The sequence below is a fragment of the Microvirga sp. 3-52 genome (genome assembly GCF_018383585.1).
GTDB lineage: Bacteria > Pseudomonadota > Alphaproteobacteria > Rhizobiales > Beijerinckiaceae > Microvirga.
This window is the reverse complement of sequence record NZ_JAHAMK010000025.1, coordinates 52,572-68,261: the sequence shown is the minus strand read 5'-3', so window position 1 is coordinate 68,261 and position 15,690 is coordinate 52,572. Positions and strand designations below refer to the sequence as shown.

General features: G+C 65.5%; 13 protein-coding genes. 3 read left to right on the top strand and 10 right to left on the bottom strand.

All coding sequences use genetic code 11. The annotated features are described in order from the left end of the window. Positions 1–139: 139 nt before the first annotated feature. Both KHP60_RS17920 and KHP60_RS17915 read right to left on the bottom strand, forming a co-directional pair. Complete coding sequence (locus KHP60_RS17920; protein ID WP_213565692.1) at positions 140–430, bottom strand: GIY-YIG nuclease family protein; 291 nt, start codon at positions 428–430, stop codon at positions 140–142. Positions 431–684: 254 nt separating this feature from the next. Further along, positions 685–2,625 (bottom strand): adenylate/guanylate cyclase domain-containing protein, encoded by a 1,941-nt coding sequence (locus KHP60_RS17915; protein ID WP_213565691.1) that lies wholly within the window; start codon positions 2,623–2,625, stop codon positions 685–687. A 450-nt stretch (positions 2,626–3,075) separates the two neighbouring features. Here KHP60_RS17915 and KHP60_RS17910 point away from each other — a divergent pair, with 450 nt between their 5' ends. The 3 genes from KHP60_RS17910 (at position 3,076) to KHP60_RS17900 (ending at position 6,143) form a co-directional block, all read left to right on the top strand. Beyond that, positions 3,076–4,245 carry an alpha/beta fold hydrolase gene (locus KHP60_RS17910; protein WP_213565690.1) on the top strand — a complete coding sequence of 390 codons (1,170 nt, stop codon included), beginning with the start codon at positions 3,076–3,078 and terminating at the stop codon, positions 4,243–4,245. 117 nt (positions 4,246–4,362) lie between these two features. Further along, positions 4,363–5,232, top strand: coding sequence for a hypothetical protein (locus KHP60_RS17905; protein WP_213565689.1), 870 nt, complete (start codon positions 4,363–4,365; stop codon positions 5,230–5,232). A gap of 89 nt (positions 5,233–5,321) precedes the next feature. Continuing rightward, a complete protein-coding gene (locus tag KHP60_RS17900; protein ID WP_213565688.1) occupies positions 5,322–6,143 on the top strand; it encodes a lytic transglycosylase domain-containing protein in 822 nt (273 codons plus the stop codon). Between the two features lie 484 nt (positions 6,144–6,627). Here KHP60_RS17900 and KHP60_RS17895 read toward each other — a convergent pair whose 3' ends face one another. The 8 genes from KHP60_RS17895 to KHP60_RS17860 all read right to left on the bottom strand — a co-directional run bounded on the left by KHP60_RS17895 (position 6,628) and on the right by KHP60_RS17860 (position 15,486). Next, positions 6,628–7,233 (bottom strand): alkylhydroperoxidase domain protein, encoded by a 606-nt coding sequence (locus KHP60_RS17895; protein ID WP_213565687.1) that lies wholly within the window; start codon positions 7,231–7,233, stop codon positions 6,628–6,630. A 14-nt stretch (positions 7,234–7,247) separates the two neighbouring features. Then, the gene (locus KHP60_RS17890; protein WP_213565686.1) at positions 7,248–7,913 is read right to left on the bottom strand and encodes a CMD domain protein; all 666 of its coding nucleotides are present in this window, start codon (positions 7,911–7,913) and stop codon (positions 7,248–7,250) included. Positions 7,914–7,948: 35 nt separating this feature from the next. Then, a complete protein-coding gene (locus tag KHP60_RS17885; protein WP_213565685.1) occupies positions 7,949–8,995 on the bottom strand; it encodes a putative FMN-dependent luciferase-like monooxygenase in 1,047 nt (348 codons plus the stop codon). A gap of 27 nt (positions 8,996–9,022) precedes the next feature. Then, complete coding sequence (locus tag KHP60_RS17880) at positions 9,023–10,687, bottom strand: ABC transporter ATP-binding protein (protein ID WP_213565684.1); 1,665 nt, start codon at positions 10,685–10,687, stop codon at positions 9,023–9,025. Then, a complete protein-coding gene (locus KHP60_RS17875) occupies positions 10,684–11,595 on the bottom strand; it encodes an ABC transporter permease (protein WP_213565683.1) in 912 nt (303 codons plus the stop codon). Before KHP60_RS17875 ends, KHP60_RS17880 begins: the two co-directional genes overlap by 4 nt. Further along, positions 11,592–12,536: an ABC transporter permease gene (locus KHP60_RS17870; RefSeq protein ID WP_213565682.1), complete on the bottom strand. Its 945-nt coding sequence runs from the start codon at positions 12,534–12,536 to the stop codon at positions 11,592–11,594. Before KHP60_RS17870 ends, KHP60_RS17875 begins: the two co-directional genes overlap by 4 nt. A gap of 86 nt (positions 12,537–12,622) precedes the next feature. Further along, positions 12,623–14,194 (bottom strand): TIGR04028 family ABC transporter substrate-binding protein, encoded by a 1,572-nt coding sequence (locus KHP60_RS17865; protein WP_249688902.1) that lies wholly within the window; start codon positions 14,192–14,194, stop codon positions 12,623–12,625. Between the two features lie 533 nt (positions 14,195–14,727). After that, entirely contained in the window at positions 14,728–15,486 is a 759-nt protein-coding gene (locus KHP60_RS17860; protein WP_249688899.1) for an FCD domain-containing protein, read from the bottom strand. Positions 15,487–15,690 lie beyond the last annotated feature (204 nt).

The following is a 15,690-nucleotide window of genomic DNA, read 5'->3' as shown; positions in this document are numbered from 1 at the left end:
CGGCTCAAGGCAAAAGCCCCACGTAGCCTTGAAGCCTTGGAGGCAGAGCTCAAACCAGCCCTCGACACCATCAGCGCAAAGGATGCTCAAGGCTGGATCAGGCATGCCGGCTATGCTCTACACTGAGACCAAAAGCGCTTTAGGCGTTCAGCTCCTCATAGAGGTCACGCCATGTCGGATTCATCCCAAGGATCAGGCTTGTCTTCCAGGCGCGCGGCCAACGCTTGATCGACGTCTCACGTTGAATGGCATCCGCAATGCTCGGGTAGCTCTCGTAGTAGACGAGCCGGTCGATCCGGTAGCGCCGGACGTGATCGCTGCCGCGTCCGGTTTTATGCTCCCATACGCGTCGCGCCAGATCGTCGGTGACGCCGACATAAAGGGCGCCGCCGGGCCTGCTTACGAGGATGTAGACGTAATATAGTCTCATAATCCGAGACTGGCGTACTTCCTTGAATCGGACAAGTCATCGCTATTCCTCCACCGTCATCACCTCCTCACCGGCCTCGTGCCGGTGATCTCGATACGTTGAGGCGCCGCGCTCTTCACATCGGGATGGCCGGGTCAAGCCCGGCCATGACGGCAGGAGGAGGGATGACACTGAAGGAGCGGCGGCCTCTCACCCCTCCCTCCAACGTCATCACCGGGCTTGTCCCGGTGATCCCGATCCGTCGAGCACCACCGTCATCCCACGCCACCCCCGGCCTGCATCTCGACCCGCTCCTGCACCGCCCCGCACAGCTCGTAGACCCGAACTTTCGCCGCGAATCCCTTTGGCTGCGTCTCATCGACCAGCCGGAATGCGAAGCGGTCGGCGGCGCGTTGCCGGACCGCGTCGCTGACCAGGACCTCGGTGCCGTACTCCTTGTTGAGCGGCTCCAGCCGGGCTGCCAGGTTCACCGCCGCGCCAAGGACCGTATAGGCCATCCGGTCCGAGGATCCGATGGTGCCGACGACCGCTTCCCCGGTATGGACACCGTAGCGCGTTCGATAGGCGGGCCACCCTTCTCTTTCGAATTCCTCGTTGAGCCTCCGGTTGGCCTCCCGGCAGGCCAGGACGGCCGCGCAGGCATGGGCGACGTGGTCGGAATCGTCCGCCGGCGCGTTCCAGATCGCCATGATCGCGTCCCCGACGAACTTGTCCACCGTGCCGCCGTGCTCCATGATCACCGCGGAGAGAACGGCCAGATAACGCGACGTGCGGAGCATCACCTGCTCGGGATCGGCCTTCTCGGTGATGTTGGTGAATCCCGCGATGTCGGTGAACAGGATCGTAACCTCGCGCCGGGAGCCGCCGAGCCGGAGGGCATCGCCTGTCGCGAGAAGCTGCTGGACCAGTCGCTTCGGAACGAAGGTCGCGAAGGTCCGCACCACGGTTCGCATGGTGGAGATCGATCGACCGAGATCGTCGATTTCACGGACGATCGAACGGACATCCCTCGTCGGTCCATTGGTTTCGAACTTCTGGATGCGATCCGTTTCGGCCGCGAGCGCCTTCATCGAGCGGGACAGCAACGAGCCGATGCCCCAGATGACCGGAAGAGAGGCGAGAACGAAGCCGAGCGCCAGGAGAACCAGACGCCGCCGGCTCTCCTCGATCTCCGCGAAGAACTCGTCGAGCGGTGCCACGACGGCCAGTCGAAGCCCTGAGGCTCCGGACGTCTTGATCGACCGGAAGGCCGCCACATAGGTTCGCCCGTCGGCGTCATCGAAAATCTGCTGCGCCGCGCCGCCCCGGTGCCACGCATTCAGGGGCCGGGTGATGTCGACGCTCAACATCCGCGCGAAAGGCGGCAGATCGAGCGGAACGCTCGCAGCTCCCGCAGACAGGACTTCCGACATGCGCGGATGGGCAACGACCTTGCCGCTGTCGTCGAAGAGAAACACGACACCGGAGGTTCCCAGCTTCTGCGATCGAAGAAAGGCGTCCGCATCGATGAGCAGGATGTCCCCGGCGGCGATCCCGCCCCGTCCCTGCGTGAACGGCACGCGCACCGTATAGCCGATCAGGCTGGCCGCCCCGAAGACGTAAGGCTCCGTGATGGCACCGGCGCCGGGCTTGAACGCATCCTGGTACCACGGCCGCTCGCGCGGATCGTAATCCGCCGCGCGCCGCTCCTGGGCGAGAACCTTGAAATCGGACGAGAAGTAGGTCGTGAAGCGCAGTCTCGACGATCCGCCCGTCGACGTATCGATGACGCTGAGCCGGAACGCGGAATCCGCCGGCGGCTTGAGCTCGGCGCGCAACGCAGGCCCCGCGCGATCCAGGACGTCGAGCTCGACGAAGGCGCCGTCGGCATAGCCGACATAGAGATTGTAAAGCTGCTCATGCTGGCGCAGGAGGGCGGCCAGGATCGCATAAAGCTGCGGATTGTCGCGGATCGCGCCGGTCTCGACGGGCTGGAGATGCCGCAGCACTTCGAGGATGTCGAGCACGTCCTTGAACTGTCCGTCGACCCGGTCCGCCGTATGATCGGCGACGCGGTCGATGAAGGACAAAGCGGCCGAACGGGTGATCGACCGGGCCTGCTCGAAGCTCAGGAAAACCAGCGTGAGTCCGACCGTCAGCACCACCGCCACGAAAAGCGCCGTGATAGAGGGTTGATACCCGATCCGAATACGCATACCCCGGCCTTCCCGTCGCCCCGGCCACAGAGTTATCCGGGTTTCCCCTCTTGTCAAAAATCGACCGGCGGGGGCGAGGGACTGACAGCAGGCGCTCAGGCGCATCGCGTGTCCGCGGATTCCCCTCCGCCGATGATCCCGACGGGAATGAAACCCTCTGCCGTCATCACCGGCCTCGTGCCGGCCATCCCGATGTGAAGAGCGCCGCGCCTTTCCGATCGGGATCACCGGGACAAGCCCGGTGATGACGGTGGAGGAGGTGATGACGGCGAGCCGCTAAAGCACGCCGAGAACGCTCGGATCGCGGACCGGCCACGCGAGAACAATCGAACCGACGATCAGGGTTTTCTCCTTCCCGCACACGGGTTTTGCCCGATCCCGTACGCCGATCCATCGGCTGACACCGCGCCTTGGACGTGACACACTGGGCCCCGTGTGGAGAGACAGTTCATGGCGCAGGATGTGACGGTCTTTTTCGCAACCAACCGCATGCCGCTCACCGACGCGAGCGGCACCGCGATCGTGGATTTCGGTTCGGAGCTCGGGCCCATCGACGGCACGGCGGTACGGTTCGGCAGCGCGCAGGCGAGGGTCACCGCAACGAACGCCAGCTTCATCTCGGGTTCGCTCTATGTGGCGCCGGAACAGCTCATCGGACCGGCGATCCAGCGGGGCAGCCGCGACATCTTCGAAAAGCTGCGACAGGACATGCAGGACGGAGGACGCCCCACCCTCGTGGTGATCCACGGCTTCTCGAACACCTTCAAGGAGGCCATCGAGCGCGCCGCAATGATCCTCAGCTTCTACGGCATCGATGCCAACGTGTTCGCGTTCACCTGGCCGTCCATCGGCTCGCTCCTGCCGACGCCCCTGCCCTACAACGACTACTTCCACGACCGCAGCACCGCGCGGGCCTCCGGCGTCGCGATCGCCCGGACGATGCGCATCCTTTACGACTTCATCGACAACCTCCCCCGTCAGGCGGTCTGCCGCCAGTCGCTGCACCTGATCTGCCACAGCATGGGGAATTACGCGCTGCGTTATGCCGTGCAGGCGTTGATGCAGGTGCCCCAGGGCGAGCCCCGCGAGTATGTCCGCACGGTCGACGCTCCCGCGCCGGACACCGAGGATCGCCACTTTCCGGCCCTGGTCGCCATGCCGACCGAGGCGCCCGATCCCAACCGCCTGCGCCGCACCTTCGACCAAATCGTCCTGGCGGCGGCCGACGAGGACGAGGACGCGTTCGACGACGCCCGGGAGCTGCGATACCTGCCCCGCCTCGGCACGCGCGTCACCGTGTACCACACCCAGACGGACTGGATCCTCTCGACCCTGAGTTCCGTGACCAAGTTCAACGGGCCGCGCCTGGGCGTCGACGGACCGGAGAACATGGGGACGATCAGCGACAAGGTCACCGCGGTGGACGTCAGCGACGCCATCGACCCGCGGCAGGATTTCCAGAGCCATCAGTATTATCGGATCTTTCCGGTGGTGCGGGACGACATCGTCGCCGTGCTGTCCGGCGAGCGGCAGGACAAGATCGTCAACCGGGACCGCACCGACATGCAACGCTACCGCCTGCAGGCGCCGGCCCGGAGAACGAGGCGAAAGGACCGCTGACCGCCGTGCTGGCGGACTGACTGCCGCAAGTTCGGCCATATGCCGTTCTATCGTTTCACCGTGCGAACCCGGCAAAGGCCCAGGCGCCGACCGATCGACTCATGGAGGGAGATGGCAATGACCCGCATGACCGTCAGGATCCTCGGGCTGTTCGGCGGCCTGCTGGCCCTTTCCGTCGCCCTTCCCGCCCAGGCGGATCCCTTCTTCGTCCGGGTCTACGGGAGGACGTACAAGATCGATCCGCGCTATCCGTCCGATGAGCTGAAAGGCCCCAAGCCGCAGGAGGCCATGAAGGCCCTGCCGTCCGATCTCGGGCGCGGTCCCGGCGTCCGGCCCTCGCACGAGGAGGTTCTGGCCGAGGTCGAGGAAAGGGTCTGGATCGCCCGGAACCAGCTCGACGGGAAACTGGACGACACGGCCGGGTCCCGGGACCGGCGCAACGCCGGGTCGGACAAGAACGCGCTCAAGCAGGAGATCACCGGATCGCTGGCGGCCGGAAACGGTCCGTCGCGCTCGCCGGAGCTCCAGACGCTCTACGACCGCCACAGGGCCCTGAACCTCCTCGTGCGCGAGTTGCGGCGCTCCCTGGACCTGCCGGTCAGGACGCCGGAAACCGGCTTCTCGCGGCCGAAGCTGAATCCCGACATCGAGGCGAGCTACCGCGCCCAGAATTTCGACCCCTATGCGGCCTATTACGGCTTCAGGCGCGTGAAGGCCGCCTTCCGGTCCAACGATGCCGAACTTCTGTCCCGCGTGGCCCATTATCCCCTGGCGGTGACGGGCAAGGTGAGGCGCACCATCCGCAACCGCGAGCAGCTGATCGCCGCGAAGGAGACCGTCATGAACGCGGCCGTCCGGGAGGCGGTCGCCAAGACGACGTTCGACGATGTCTTCGTTCGGGACAAGGGGATGATGCTCGGAGACGGAGCGGTCTGGATCACCCGCGACAAGAGCGGCTTCGCCTTGGGAACCGTCCATCTGGACTGAGCGTTACGAAGCTTGACCATTATGCCTCAACTTGGCCGGGATGATCCGGCAACGTTTCGTCCGGTACAACCGATGTGGAAGGAATACAGATGACCAGGGGCTGGCAATACAGGATCGCGGCCGTCACGGCTTTCGTGTCGCTTTTGGGCGCGGCCCACACGGCGAGCGCTGCCCAATGCGGCAACAGCGCGGCCGGCTTTGACGATTGGAAGCAGGAATTCGCCCAGGAAGCCAGGGCCAGGGGCGTGAGCGCCTCGACCATCTCGGCCCTCATGGCCACGAACTACGCGACGGCCACGATCCGGGCCGACCGCGGACAGAAGAGCTTCCGGCTGTCGCTCGACCAGTTCCTCGCCAAGCGGGGCGGCTCGACCATCGTGGCGCGCGGGCGTTCCCTCAAGCAATCGAACGCGGCCCTCTTCGCGTCCCTCGAGCAGCGCTATGGCGTGCCGCCCGGGCCGCTCATCGCCATCTGGGGCATGGAGACGGCCTTCGGGCGCCAGCGCGGCAATCAGCACACGCTCTCGGCCGTGGCGACGCTCGCCTATGATTGCCGCCGGTCGGAGTTCTTTACCGACCAGCTCTACGCAACCCTGAGCCTGATCGACCAGGGCGCCCTTTCGAGCAATGCGCGCGGCTCCATGCACGGGGAGATCGGCCAGACCCAGTTCATGCCGAAGAGCATCCTGAACTACGGCAACGGCGGCAATCTCGACAACACGGCCGATGCCCTGGAAGCGACCGCCAATTTCCTCAAGGGCCACGGCTGGCGCGCGGGTGCGGGGTATCAGCCGGGCGAGCCCAATTTCAGGGCGATCCAGGCCTGGAACGCCGCCTCGGTCTACCAGCAGGCGCTCGCGCTGCTCGGCCAGCAGATCGACGGCGGCGGACGCCGGTCCGCGGAGCGCTAGAGCATCGGGTGGGGACGATTTGACCTTCTCACTCGGCATGGCCGGGCCCGTCCGGCCATGAGGCTGCTGTGAAGCGCCGCGTTCTTCGGATCGGGATCACCGGCACGAGGCCGGTGATGACGGCGGAGCATGACACTGTCGTCGGTCAACCGTCCTTGGTCACACGCCCCCACGCCATGGCCGGGCTTGTCCCGGCCATCCCGATCCGTGAGGCGCGGCGTTTTTCCGATCGAGATCACCGGCACAAGGCCGGTGATGACGTGCGAGGGGGGGGTGAAAGGCTGCGGCTCTTCAGGCGTCGTTCATCATCTCGTCGCACCCCTCCTCCTGTTGTCATGGCCGGGCTTGACCCGGCCATCCCAACCCCATAAGGCGCGGCGCTTCACACAATCGAGATCACCGGGACGAGCCCGGTGATGCCGTCGGAGGGTCCGAAGGCCGGTGACGACGGAAGCGGTGGGCGCATTTTGCCGTGGACTTGCGCCTACTGCTTCGGCGGCGTCGGCTCGCCGATGGAGAGCATCAACCGGTTGGCCCAGTTGAAGAAGGCCGCGCCGTTGATCACATCGACGATCTCCAGGTCGTCGAGCCCTGCCGCACGCAACGCCCTGACCTCCGCATCGCCGAACGCGACCGGCGTGTCGGTGAGTGCCACGGAAGCCTCGATGATGGCGTTCCACCGGCCGTCGATGTCCGCTTCGACGCCCTCATCCAGAAGACGCTGAACGTCGGCGCCGCGCTTGGAATATTGCGTGGCGAACCGGGAATGGACGGACGCGCAGAAGATGCAGCCGTTGTGACGCGAGGTGGCCGTCGCGGCGAGTTCCCGCTCGGCGCGGGGAAGGCCGTTGCTCGTGTTGTAGAAGATGTCCTTGTCGGTCTTCGTCCGGGCCTGCAGGATATCCGGATCGCGGGCGAGCAGGAGGAAGTACGGCGACTTGGCGCGCGACGCGTCGACGAGGCCGGCCCAGTGCCTCTCGGTCAGCTCATCGGCGGGGAACGGCTCCAGCCAGGGCAGCCAGCCCAGCTCGTCCTGCGTGAATGCGGTGGGCTCCCGGTTGTCGGGATGCGACAGGGTTGTCTCGGACATGGAATGGCCCCTTCTCAAACGGCACCGGACGCCAGCACGCCCGTGAAGATCTGCGTGGGATCGATATCGGCACTCTCGCGCACGGATGCGCCTGCAAGGGCCCGCAGGCCCGCGACGACGCGGATCTGGAAGGACAGGAAGGACACGAGCTGCGACAGGGTCACGACGTCCGTCGTCGACCAGCCGGCATCGAGCAGCGTCTGCAGCGCGGCCGGGCTCGCGTCGCGGGGATGGAAGACGAGCAGATGCGCATGCTCGAGCGCCGCGGCGAGCCGCGGCCCGAGGCTCTCCCGGTTGTCCGCGGAGACCTGGTAGACGGGCCCCTCCTTGTCCTCGACCGTGAGAGGGCCCTGCGGATAGCGGCCGTAGGGGCCCTCGACGGAACCCCGGGCAATCTCCGCCTTGATCGCATCGGTCAGCCTGGGATGCCCGAGCCCCTGCAGGGAGGCGGCATAGAAGTCGGTCACATGAGGCTGACGGTGGAGACCGGCCACGAAGGCCGCGACGGCGTAGCGCTCGATTGTCGTCACATGGCCGGGAAACTCCGGCTCGAACAGCGCCCGATAGCTTTTCTGCGCATTCTCCCGCGCCTGCGGCCGCTGGTCCCGCAGCCGGTCGAGGCTGGTTCCCGGCCGGATGCCGGCCAGATGATCGATGACGTCCGATATGATGGTGCTCATGGCTGTCTCACATTCCGGTTGTTGGCGTGGCGGGTTCAACGCACGAGGGCGACGCGCTTTTCGGGTCGGGCTGCGGGCTGCTGCCAGCCGAGCGCCGGGGCGACCTCGCTCGCGATCAGTTCGATCGACCGCAGGATGTATTCGTGTGGCGGATCGATCGAGTGGACCTGGAACACGAGGTCCGACACCCGTGGCAGGGTGGTGTCCCGGCTGAGGCTCTCGATCACGTCCTGGGGCGTGCCCACGTGGGTGTCGAGGGCGGCAATGATGTCCACCAGGGTGTCGCCCGGGATCACGTGCCCCTTGGCGGCGAAATCGGCCACCACGCGGCGCAATCCCTTTTCCGCGAGGCGCAGGGCCTCCTCCCTGCTGTCCGCGACGAACAGCGAGCGTGAGGCGACGATGCGCGGCTCCCGGCCCTCCGGCAGCGCCTCGAGATAGGCATCGATGATGGGATGCTGAATGTCGGCAAGGGAGGCGTGCGGCGCGTCCTTGGGCCGGGGCTGCGTACGCGACAGCATGAGGCCGTCGCCTGCCTTTCCGGCGCGAATGCCTCCTCCGACGGAGAAGGTCGCCTGCCACACGCGATCGTTCAGGCCCGGTGCCGCCGGATAGATTGAATCGCCTCCCTCGAGAGGCCGACCGTCCCAGGCGTCCCGCACGACGGCGAGGTTCCGGTCGTAGATCTCCGAGCGGTTGGCGCTGTCCAGGCCGAACGCCGTGAAGGACGACGGCGTGCCGCCGGTTCCGACGCCGACCTCGAGGCGACCACCGGACATGAGGTCGAGCACCACCGCGTCTTCCGCGACCCGGATGGGATTCTCGAGCGGCAGGGTGATGATTCCCGTGCCCAGGCGGATCTTCGAGGTCCGTGCCGCCACATGGGACAGGAAGACGAGCGGCGAAGGAAGCCCGCCTTCGGCTTCATGGAAGTGATGCTGGGCGACCCAGGCCGAGTCGAACCCGTGCCGCTCCGCATGAACGATCTGCTCGGCCGCCAACCGGTAGCGCTCGCTCGCACTCGCCTCGTCCAGAAGGCGGGTGAAGAATCCGAGCCTTTGTCGATGTGGGGAATTCGTCATCGGTTTGCTCCACTTGCTCTTCTGGAATCAGCGTGGGCTGACATTGCGTTGTCCGGGAATGGCGCTGATGAGTTCGCGCGTGTAGGCGCTGCCCGGGCGCAGGAACACGTCCTCGACCAGGCCGCTGTCGACCTGGCGCCCGTTGTGCAGGACCGAGACCGTGTCCGAGATCTGACGAACGACGGCGAGATCGTGGGAGATGAACAGGTAGGTCAGTCCGAGGGCCTGCTGGAGCTCCTCGAGCAGTTCCAGGATCTGCGCCTGCACCGTGACGTCGAGAGCCGACACGGCCTCGTCCAGCACCAGCACCTGCGGATCGAGCACGAGCGCACGGGCAATGGCCACGCGCTGCCGCTGCCCTCCGGACAGGGCGCGGGGCTTGCGGGTCAGAACCGATTGCGGCAGACCCACCCGCTCGAGAATGGCATGGACCTTCCTCGCCCGATCGTCCCGCGGCAGCGGATCGAAGTTCAGCAGCGGTTCCTCGACGATCTGGAAGATGGTCTGCTGCGGATCGAGCGAAGCGAACGGGTTCTGGTAGACGAGCTGGATCGTCTTGCGGAACCGGCGCAGGTTTTCTCCGCGCAGGGTCGTCACATCGACGCCGTCCACGAGAATGCGCCCTGAGGTGGGCTTCTGGAAGCCGACGATGCCGCGCGCGGTCGTCGTCTTGCCCGAGCCGGATTCGCCGACGATGGCGTGGGTCGTTCCCCGTTGGACGGTGAAGGACACGTCGTCCACCGCGCGGAAAGCCTCCCGGCGGCCACCGACGGAGAAATCCTGCACGAGGTTCTGGACAACGATGGCGTCATCGCTCCCGCGGATGCGCGGGGATCGTGCCCGGGGAACGGCGCGGATCTTGCCCAGGGAGGGCGCATCCGCCAGAAGCTTGCGCGTATACTCGCTGCGCGGCGACGCCAGAATCTCCGAGGTCGGCCCCTGCTCCTGAATGCGCCCGCCTTTCAGCACGACGATGTGGTTCGCCCGGTCGGCCGCGACACCGAGATCGTGGGTCACGAGCAGAACGGCGGTGCCGTATTCCCGGCGCAGCTCGTCGATCAGGTCGAGGATGCGCTTCTGTACCGTAACGTCGAGGGCGCTGGTGGGCTCGTCGGCGATGATCAGGGCCGGGCGCAGGGCAATGGCGATGGCGATCAGGACGCGCTGGCGCATGCCGCCGGACAATTCGTGCGAGTATTGCTTGGCGCGCAGTTCCGGTCGGGAGAGGCCGACACGCGCCAGAAGCTCGACGACTCTCGCGTCGATCTCCGCCCGGCTGCCCCGGCGGTGAATCTGCAGCACTTCGGCGACCTGGGCGCCGATGGTCTTGACCGGATTGAGCGAGCTCGTCGGGTCCTGCGGGATCAGGCTGATCTTGCTGCCGCGGATCGTGTCGAGCTGCTTCTGCGACCAGCCCGCGATGTCGGTGCCGTTGAGCCGGACCGCGCCGGCCTCCAGGCGGCCGTTTTCCGCCAGAAGCCCGATGACGGCCTGCGCGGTGGTGGTCTTTCCGGAGCCCGATTCGCCCACGAGCGCCACGACTTCGCCCGGACGCACCCGGAGCGAAACGTCGTGGACGACCCGCTGGAATCCGTCGCTGCCGCGATAGCCGACGGCGAGATGGCCGATCTCGAGAACCGGCGCGTTCGAATGGGCGGTCGACACGGGCTTGAAGGTGATGACCGTGCTCATGCCCTGGCCTTTCCGAAAGACTGGCTGATGCGGTTCGCCGACAGGACGACCAGGATCACCACGATGCCGGGAACGGTCGTCAGCCACCAGGCCCGCGCGAGGTAGTTCCGTCCTTCGGCGATCAGCAGGCCCCATTCCGGCGTCGGCGGCGGTGCGCCGTAGCCGAGAAAGCCCAGGGTGGAGATGGTGAGAATGGCCCAGCCGAGCTGCAGGGCCGCAAAGGCAATCACCGAGGTCAGGGAATTCGGCAGGATGTGGCGCAGCAGCACGCGGGTGAACGTTCCGCCGCTCCCGAAGGCCGCCTCGACGTAATCGCTGGCACGGACCCTCACCACCTCGGAACGGGCAAGCCGCGCGAAGCTGGCGATCGACGTGACGCCGACCGCGATGGCGGCATTCACGATGCCGAAGCCGAGGAGGATCACGATGCTGAGCGACAGAAGAAGCTGCGGGATCGACAGCAGCACGTCGACGCCGCGCATGATGGCTCCGTCGATGCGGCCGCGGGCCGAGCCCGCGACGATGCCGAGCGTGGTTCCCACCAGGAGGCCGACGCCGACAGCCACGAAGGCGCCCGAGAGCGAGTTGCCGGCGCCGTAGATGATGCGGGCCAGCACGTCACGTCCCAGCGCATCGGTGCCGAGCCAATGTTCGGCGCTGGGCGCGCGAAGCTGCTGGCGCGCGACTCCGGCCGTGGGGCTGTAGCCCGTGAACCATTGCGGAAACAGCGCCCAGAGCACGACGACGGCCATGACGAACCAGGCCAGCACCAGACCGGGCTGGATGCTCCTGATGCTCTTCAGCCGCTGCGCATTCGACGAGACCCGCGTCGATCCTGGCGAGGAGCTTTCGAGGATATCCGCATCGTCGCGCAGCAGGCTGCGTCCGATCGTGTTCAGGCCGGTCATGCGAGAGCTCCTTGTCTCACTCTCAGGCGTGGGTCGAAGACGGGGTAGAGCAGGTCCACCGTGAGGTTGATGAGCACGAAGGCGGTGGCCGAGAACACGACGATGGCCTGGAGAACCGCGATGTCCTGATCGCCGACGGACCGCTGCGTCAGCCCGCCGATGCCGTTGAGGCCGAACACCGCCTCCGTGACGACCGCACCCGCGAGCAGCTCGCCGAACAGGATGCCGCCGATGGTGAGCGTCGGCAGAACGGCGTTCTTCGCCACATGCTTTGACAACACCCACCGATGAGAAGCTCCCTTGGCGCGGGCGACCGCGACGAAGGGTTCCGTGAGCACGTGATCGATGTTGCGCATCAGGATCTGGGCGAGCGGCGCGGAGATCGGAACGGCCAATGTCACGACGGGAAGGATCAGCGCCTCCCAGGGGCCGGGGTTGATGACCGGGATGAGCCTGAGCTGGAACGAGAAGACCTGGATCAGCAGGATGCCGAGCCAGAACACGGGCGTGGAAATGAAGAGAGCCGGAATCGACTGGATGAAGGAGCGCAGCCAGGAGAAGGGAGACAGGGCCGAAAGGGCGGCCAGCGTCACCGCGAGGACGAGCGACAGCAGAAAGCCGAGTGTCGCAAGCCACAGGGTCGGAGGCAGGTTGGCGAGAAGCAGGTCCCCGACGGGGACGCCCGCGTGAATGGAATAGCCGAAATGGCCGGTCAGGAAATTCGTGGCGGTCGTGAAATACTGCATCCAGAGCGGGCTGTCGGCCGCATAGGACGCGCGGATCTCCGCGATCTGCTCCGGACCCAGGCCGAGTTCGGGATTGAGGAACTTGATGAGGATGGCATCGCCCGGCAGGGCCTGCAGCAGGACGAATGAAACGGTGAAGGCGGCCCAGAGCACGAGGGCCGCCTGCCCGATCCTTCCAATCACGTATCGCGACATGAGAGATCCAGTCCTAGAACCGAGAAGAGCCGAGAGGCCGGCCGGATGTCGTTCGTCTGCGACACCCGACCGACGTAGAGGTATTTTTAGCGGCGGGGTGCCAGCCAGGTGCTGTAGAAGCTGGGACGGCCGACCGCCTCGAAGGCCACGCCCTTCACGTAAGGAGCGGCGGCAAAGGCCTGCGGCTCCTCGAAGATCGGGATGGCGTAGGCCTGATCGATCACGTAGTTCTGGACGTCGCCGGCAACCGCGAGGCGCTTGGCGCGATCCGGCTCGGAGGCGAGCTGATCCAGGAGCGCGTTCAGCCTCTCGTCGACGAAGGACTGCACCTTGTCGCTGTTTCCGCCCTTCTGCAGCAGAACGTTGCGGTTGGTCGGGTAGTACTGGCTCTTGATCACGTCGGGATCGGCGCGGCCGACCATGGCGGGCGAGACCGGCGCCTTGGCAGGATCGAGGTTGTTCACGATGGCGCTGCCCGAGTCGGCGGTCAGCACGTTCAGCTTCACGCCGATCTTCTCCCATTGCTGCGCGACGAGTTGCAGCGTCTCCTTGTTCTGCGGCTGCGGCAGGGACTCGTAGGCCGACAGTTCGAGCGTCCTGCCGTCCTTCTGGCGCCGACCGTTCGCGCCGACCTTCCAGCCCGCGTCATCGAGCAGCTGCGTCGCCTTCTCGATGTCGTAGGACAGCTTCGACGAGAGATCGACATAGCCGAGCGCCGTCCTGGCGATGATCGAGCTTGCCTTCGGGTAATGGGCCGAGAACAGGGTCGAGACGATCTCGTCCGTGTTGGTGGCGTGCAGCAGCCCGCGACGGACCCGAACGTCCGACACGAGCGGATTGTCGGGACGGAACACGACGCTGTTGTTCACGCCGCGGGTCGAGGGTGTGTAGATCAGATATCCTTCATCCTCGACCTGCTTCTCGTCATAGGCCTGGATCTGGCGGATGACGTCGGCCTGCCCGGCCACCAGAGCGCCGATGCGCACGCTGTCTTCCGGCGTGACGATGTACTTGATCTCGTCGAGATAGGCGCGGCCCTGGTGCTCGAGTTTGGTCGGACCCCAGTTGTAGTCGGGGCGCGCCTTCAGCGTGAGCTCGCGTCCGAGCGTTTCGCTGGCGACGACGAACGGGCCCGAGCCGATGATCTTCGTGGCGTCGCCCAAGGCTTCGTAGGGCAGCGCGAGGGTCTTCAGCGACACGAGGCCGGAGCCGATCACGGACGTGCCCTGCAGGAAGCCCGGCGACGGTTTCCTGAAAGTGAACTTCACCGTCTGCGGATCGATGACCTCGCTGCGCTCGTAATTGTTGATGACCTCGGAGATCGGCAGCTTCAGCTCCTTGTTGCCGCGGCCGAACGTGTCGTAGTTTTTGGCCACGGCGGCGGCATCGAGCGGCGTTCCGTCGGAGAAGGTCACGCCCTTGCGGATCTTGAAGGTGTACTCCGTCGCGTCGGCGTTTACCGTCCACGACTCGGCGATCCAGGGCTCGATCTCGAGCGTCTTGGGATTCTGATAGGTCAGCTTGTCGGTGATCTGGTTGAGGATCCCGCCGTTGGGATAGAACCCGCCGGCCGGCGGGTAGAGGTTGGTGTGGGGCTGCTGCTCGAGATAGACCAGCGTGCCGCCCTTCGCGGGCGCCCCTTCCGGTCCCGCCGCCATCGCGCCGCTGCTCCATAGGGAGGAGCCCGCCAGAACCGTGGCTCCGACCAGGGCCGTGAGGCCGACTTTGCTGCTGAAGCGAGATTTGTGTGTCACGATACATCCCCTGCACGGCCGGCCATCGAGCCGAACGACTGATGGATTATCGCGGGGAAGCGTCCGGAAAAGCAATTGGAACGTTCTTTTTTTAGAACGGCCCGGACGAGCAGAACCTTCTCTTTTCGGCTCGGATGGGAGAAATTTGTTCTAGATTGTGCAGGCATGCTCCTTCAAACGGGTCAGATTCCGGCCGGTATTCATCCCTTGGCACGCAGATTTGTTCGTTATAGAGAACGTGCCTCACGGAGCTCGATGGGGATTGCCGGCGCCAGAGTCGTGTCGTTCCGATCTGCCTCGGGCCCTCTGCCGGTCATCCGCGCCTCGGCGGACACTGAGCGCTTCTTCGACCGGGCCGATCTCGCGGCGATAGGACGGCACGCGCGCCCGCATCGCACGTGATGCAAGTCCACCTTCGACGAGTCCGCAGGCGTCCCTTATCTGTCCGTTGGAAACGTCGAACGGACGAATTCCCAGGCGGCAACGAGGTGCCGCCGCATGGATTCCTCGGCATCGTCGGGATCGCGCGCCACGATCGCCTCGAAGATCGCCACATGGCCCGCATGATTCATCTGGTCGATTCCCGCGCCACGCTTCATCGAGCGCCAGTGCTGGGTGAGCCATTCCACATAAGCCTTGTGAATGGCCGGATAGATCGGGTTTCCCGGCGCCCGGTAAAGAACCGCGTGGAAGGCAGCATCCGTCTCGTCGAACAGGAGTGGATCACCGATCGCCTGGCGATTGCTCTCGAGGGCTGACCGAAGTTCCTCGAGATCGACAGGTCGCGCATGCTTGGCGGTCCAGCGCGCAAGCCCGCCTTCAATGAAGATCCGCGTTTCGAACAGATTCCAGACGCCCTCCCGGTCGACCATGAGATGACCGACGAGATTTCCGACCCGGTCGACGGCGATTTCGTAATCGGCCTTCCGTACGATCGGCCGGTGGCCGAGGCGGGTTTCGATGAAGCCGCGATTGGCCAGCGAAACGATCGCCTCACGCACGGCGGTCCGGCTCACGCCGTAGCGCTGCATCAGCTCGCGCTCGGCCGGCAGGCGCTCGCCCTCCTGCAGATCTCCTGTCTGGATCATCCGCGCCAGTTCGGCTGCCACGGCATCGGACCGGCGCCCTGCCGTCCCGGCTGCTCCGTGGCCATCCAGCTTCTCGCTCAGGTCCATGGTCACCTCTTCGTCGTTCAAGATCGAGAACCTGTCCGGAACGAACCACAGCCGATCGACGGGCAGCCAACCTATACCATATGGTCGGACCAAAATCCAACGGATCACAAGCCAAGTGCTTAGGATGCATGAGAATTGACGGCAAAACACGGCTCATCGCAGCCCGGAAACCGGAAAATGATGACACTTGACAGCTATCGGCTGTCCGACCATCCTGATTTCGGT

Coding starts and splice junctions, on each gene's coding strand:
- KHP60_RS17920 (WP_213565692.1), bottom strand. CDS start 430: ATGAGACTATATTACGTCTACATCCTCGTAAGCAGGCCCGGCGGCGCC.
- KHP60_RS17915 (WP_213565691.1), bottom strand. CDS start 2,625: ATGCGTATTCGGATCGGGTATCAACCCTCTATCACGGCGCTTTTCGTG.
- KHP60_RS17910 (WP_213565690.1), top strand. CDS start 3,076: ATGGCGCAGGATGTGACGGTCTTTTTCGCAACCAACCGCATGCCGCTC.
- KHP60_RS17905 (WP_213565689.1), top strand. CDS start 4,363: ATGACCCGCATGACCGTCAGGATCCTCGGGCTGTTCGGCGGCCTGCTG.
- KHP60_RS17900 (WP_213565688.1), top strand. CDS start 5,322: ATGACCAGGGGCTGGCAATACAGGATCGCGGCCGTCACGGCTTTCGTG.
- KHP60_RS17895 (WP_213565687.1), bottom strand. CDS start 7,233: ATGTCCGAGACAACCCTGTCGCATCCCGACAACCGGGAGCCCACCGCA.
- KHP60_RS17890 (WP_213565686.1), bottom strand. CDS start 7,913: ATGAGCACCATCATATCGGACGTCATCGATCATCTGGCCGGCATCCGG.
- KHP60_RS17885 (WP_213565685.1), bottom strand. CDS start 8,995: ATGACGAATTCCCCACATCGACAAAGGCTCGGATTCTTCACCCGCCTT.
- KHP60_RS17880 (WP_213565684.1), bottom strand. CDS start 10,687: ATGAGCACGGTCATCACCTTCAAGCCCGTGTCGACCGCCCATTCGAAC.
- KHP60_RS17875 (WP_213565683.1), bottom strand. CDS start 11,595: ATGACCGGCCTGAACACGATCGGACGCAGCCTGCTGCGCGACGATGCG.
- KHP60_RS17870 (WP_213565682.1), bottom strand. CDS start 12,536: ATGTCGCGATACGTGATTGGAAGGATCGGGCAGGCGGCCCTCGTGCTC.
- KHP60_RS17865 (WP_249688902.1), bottom strand. CDS start 14,194: ATGGCGGCGGGACCGGAAGGGGCGCCCGCGAAGGGCGGCACGCTGGTC.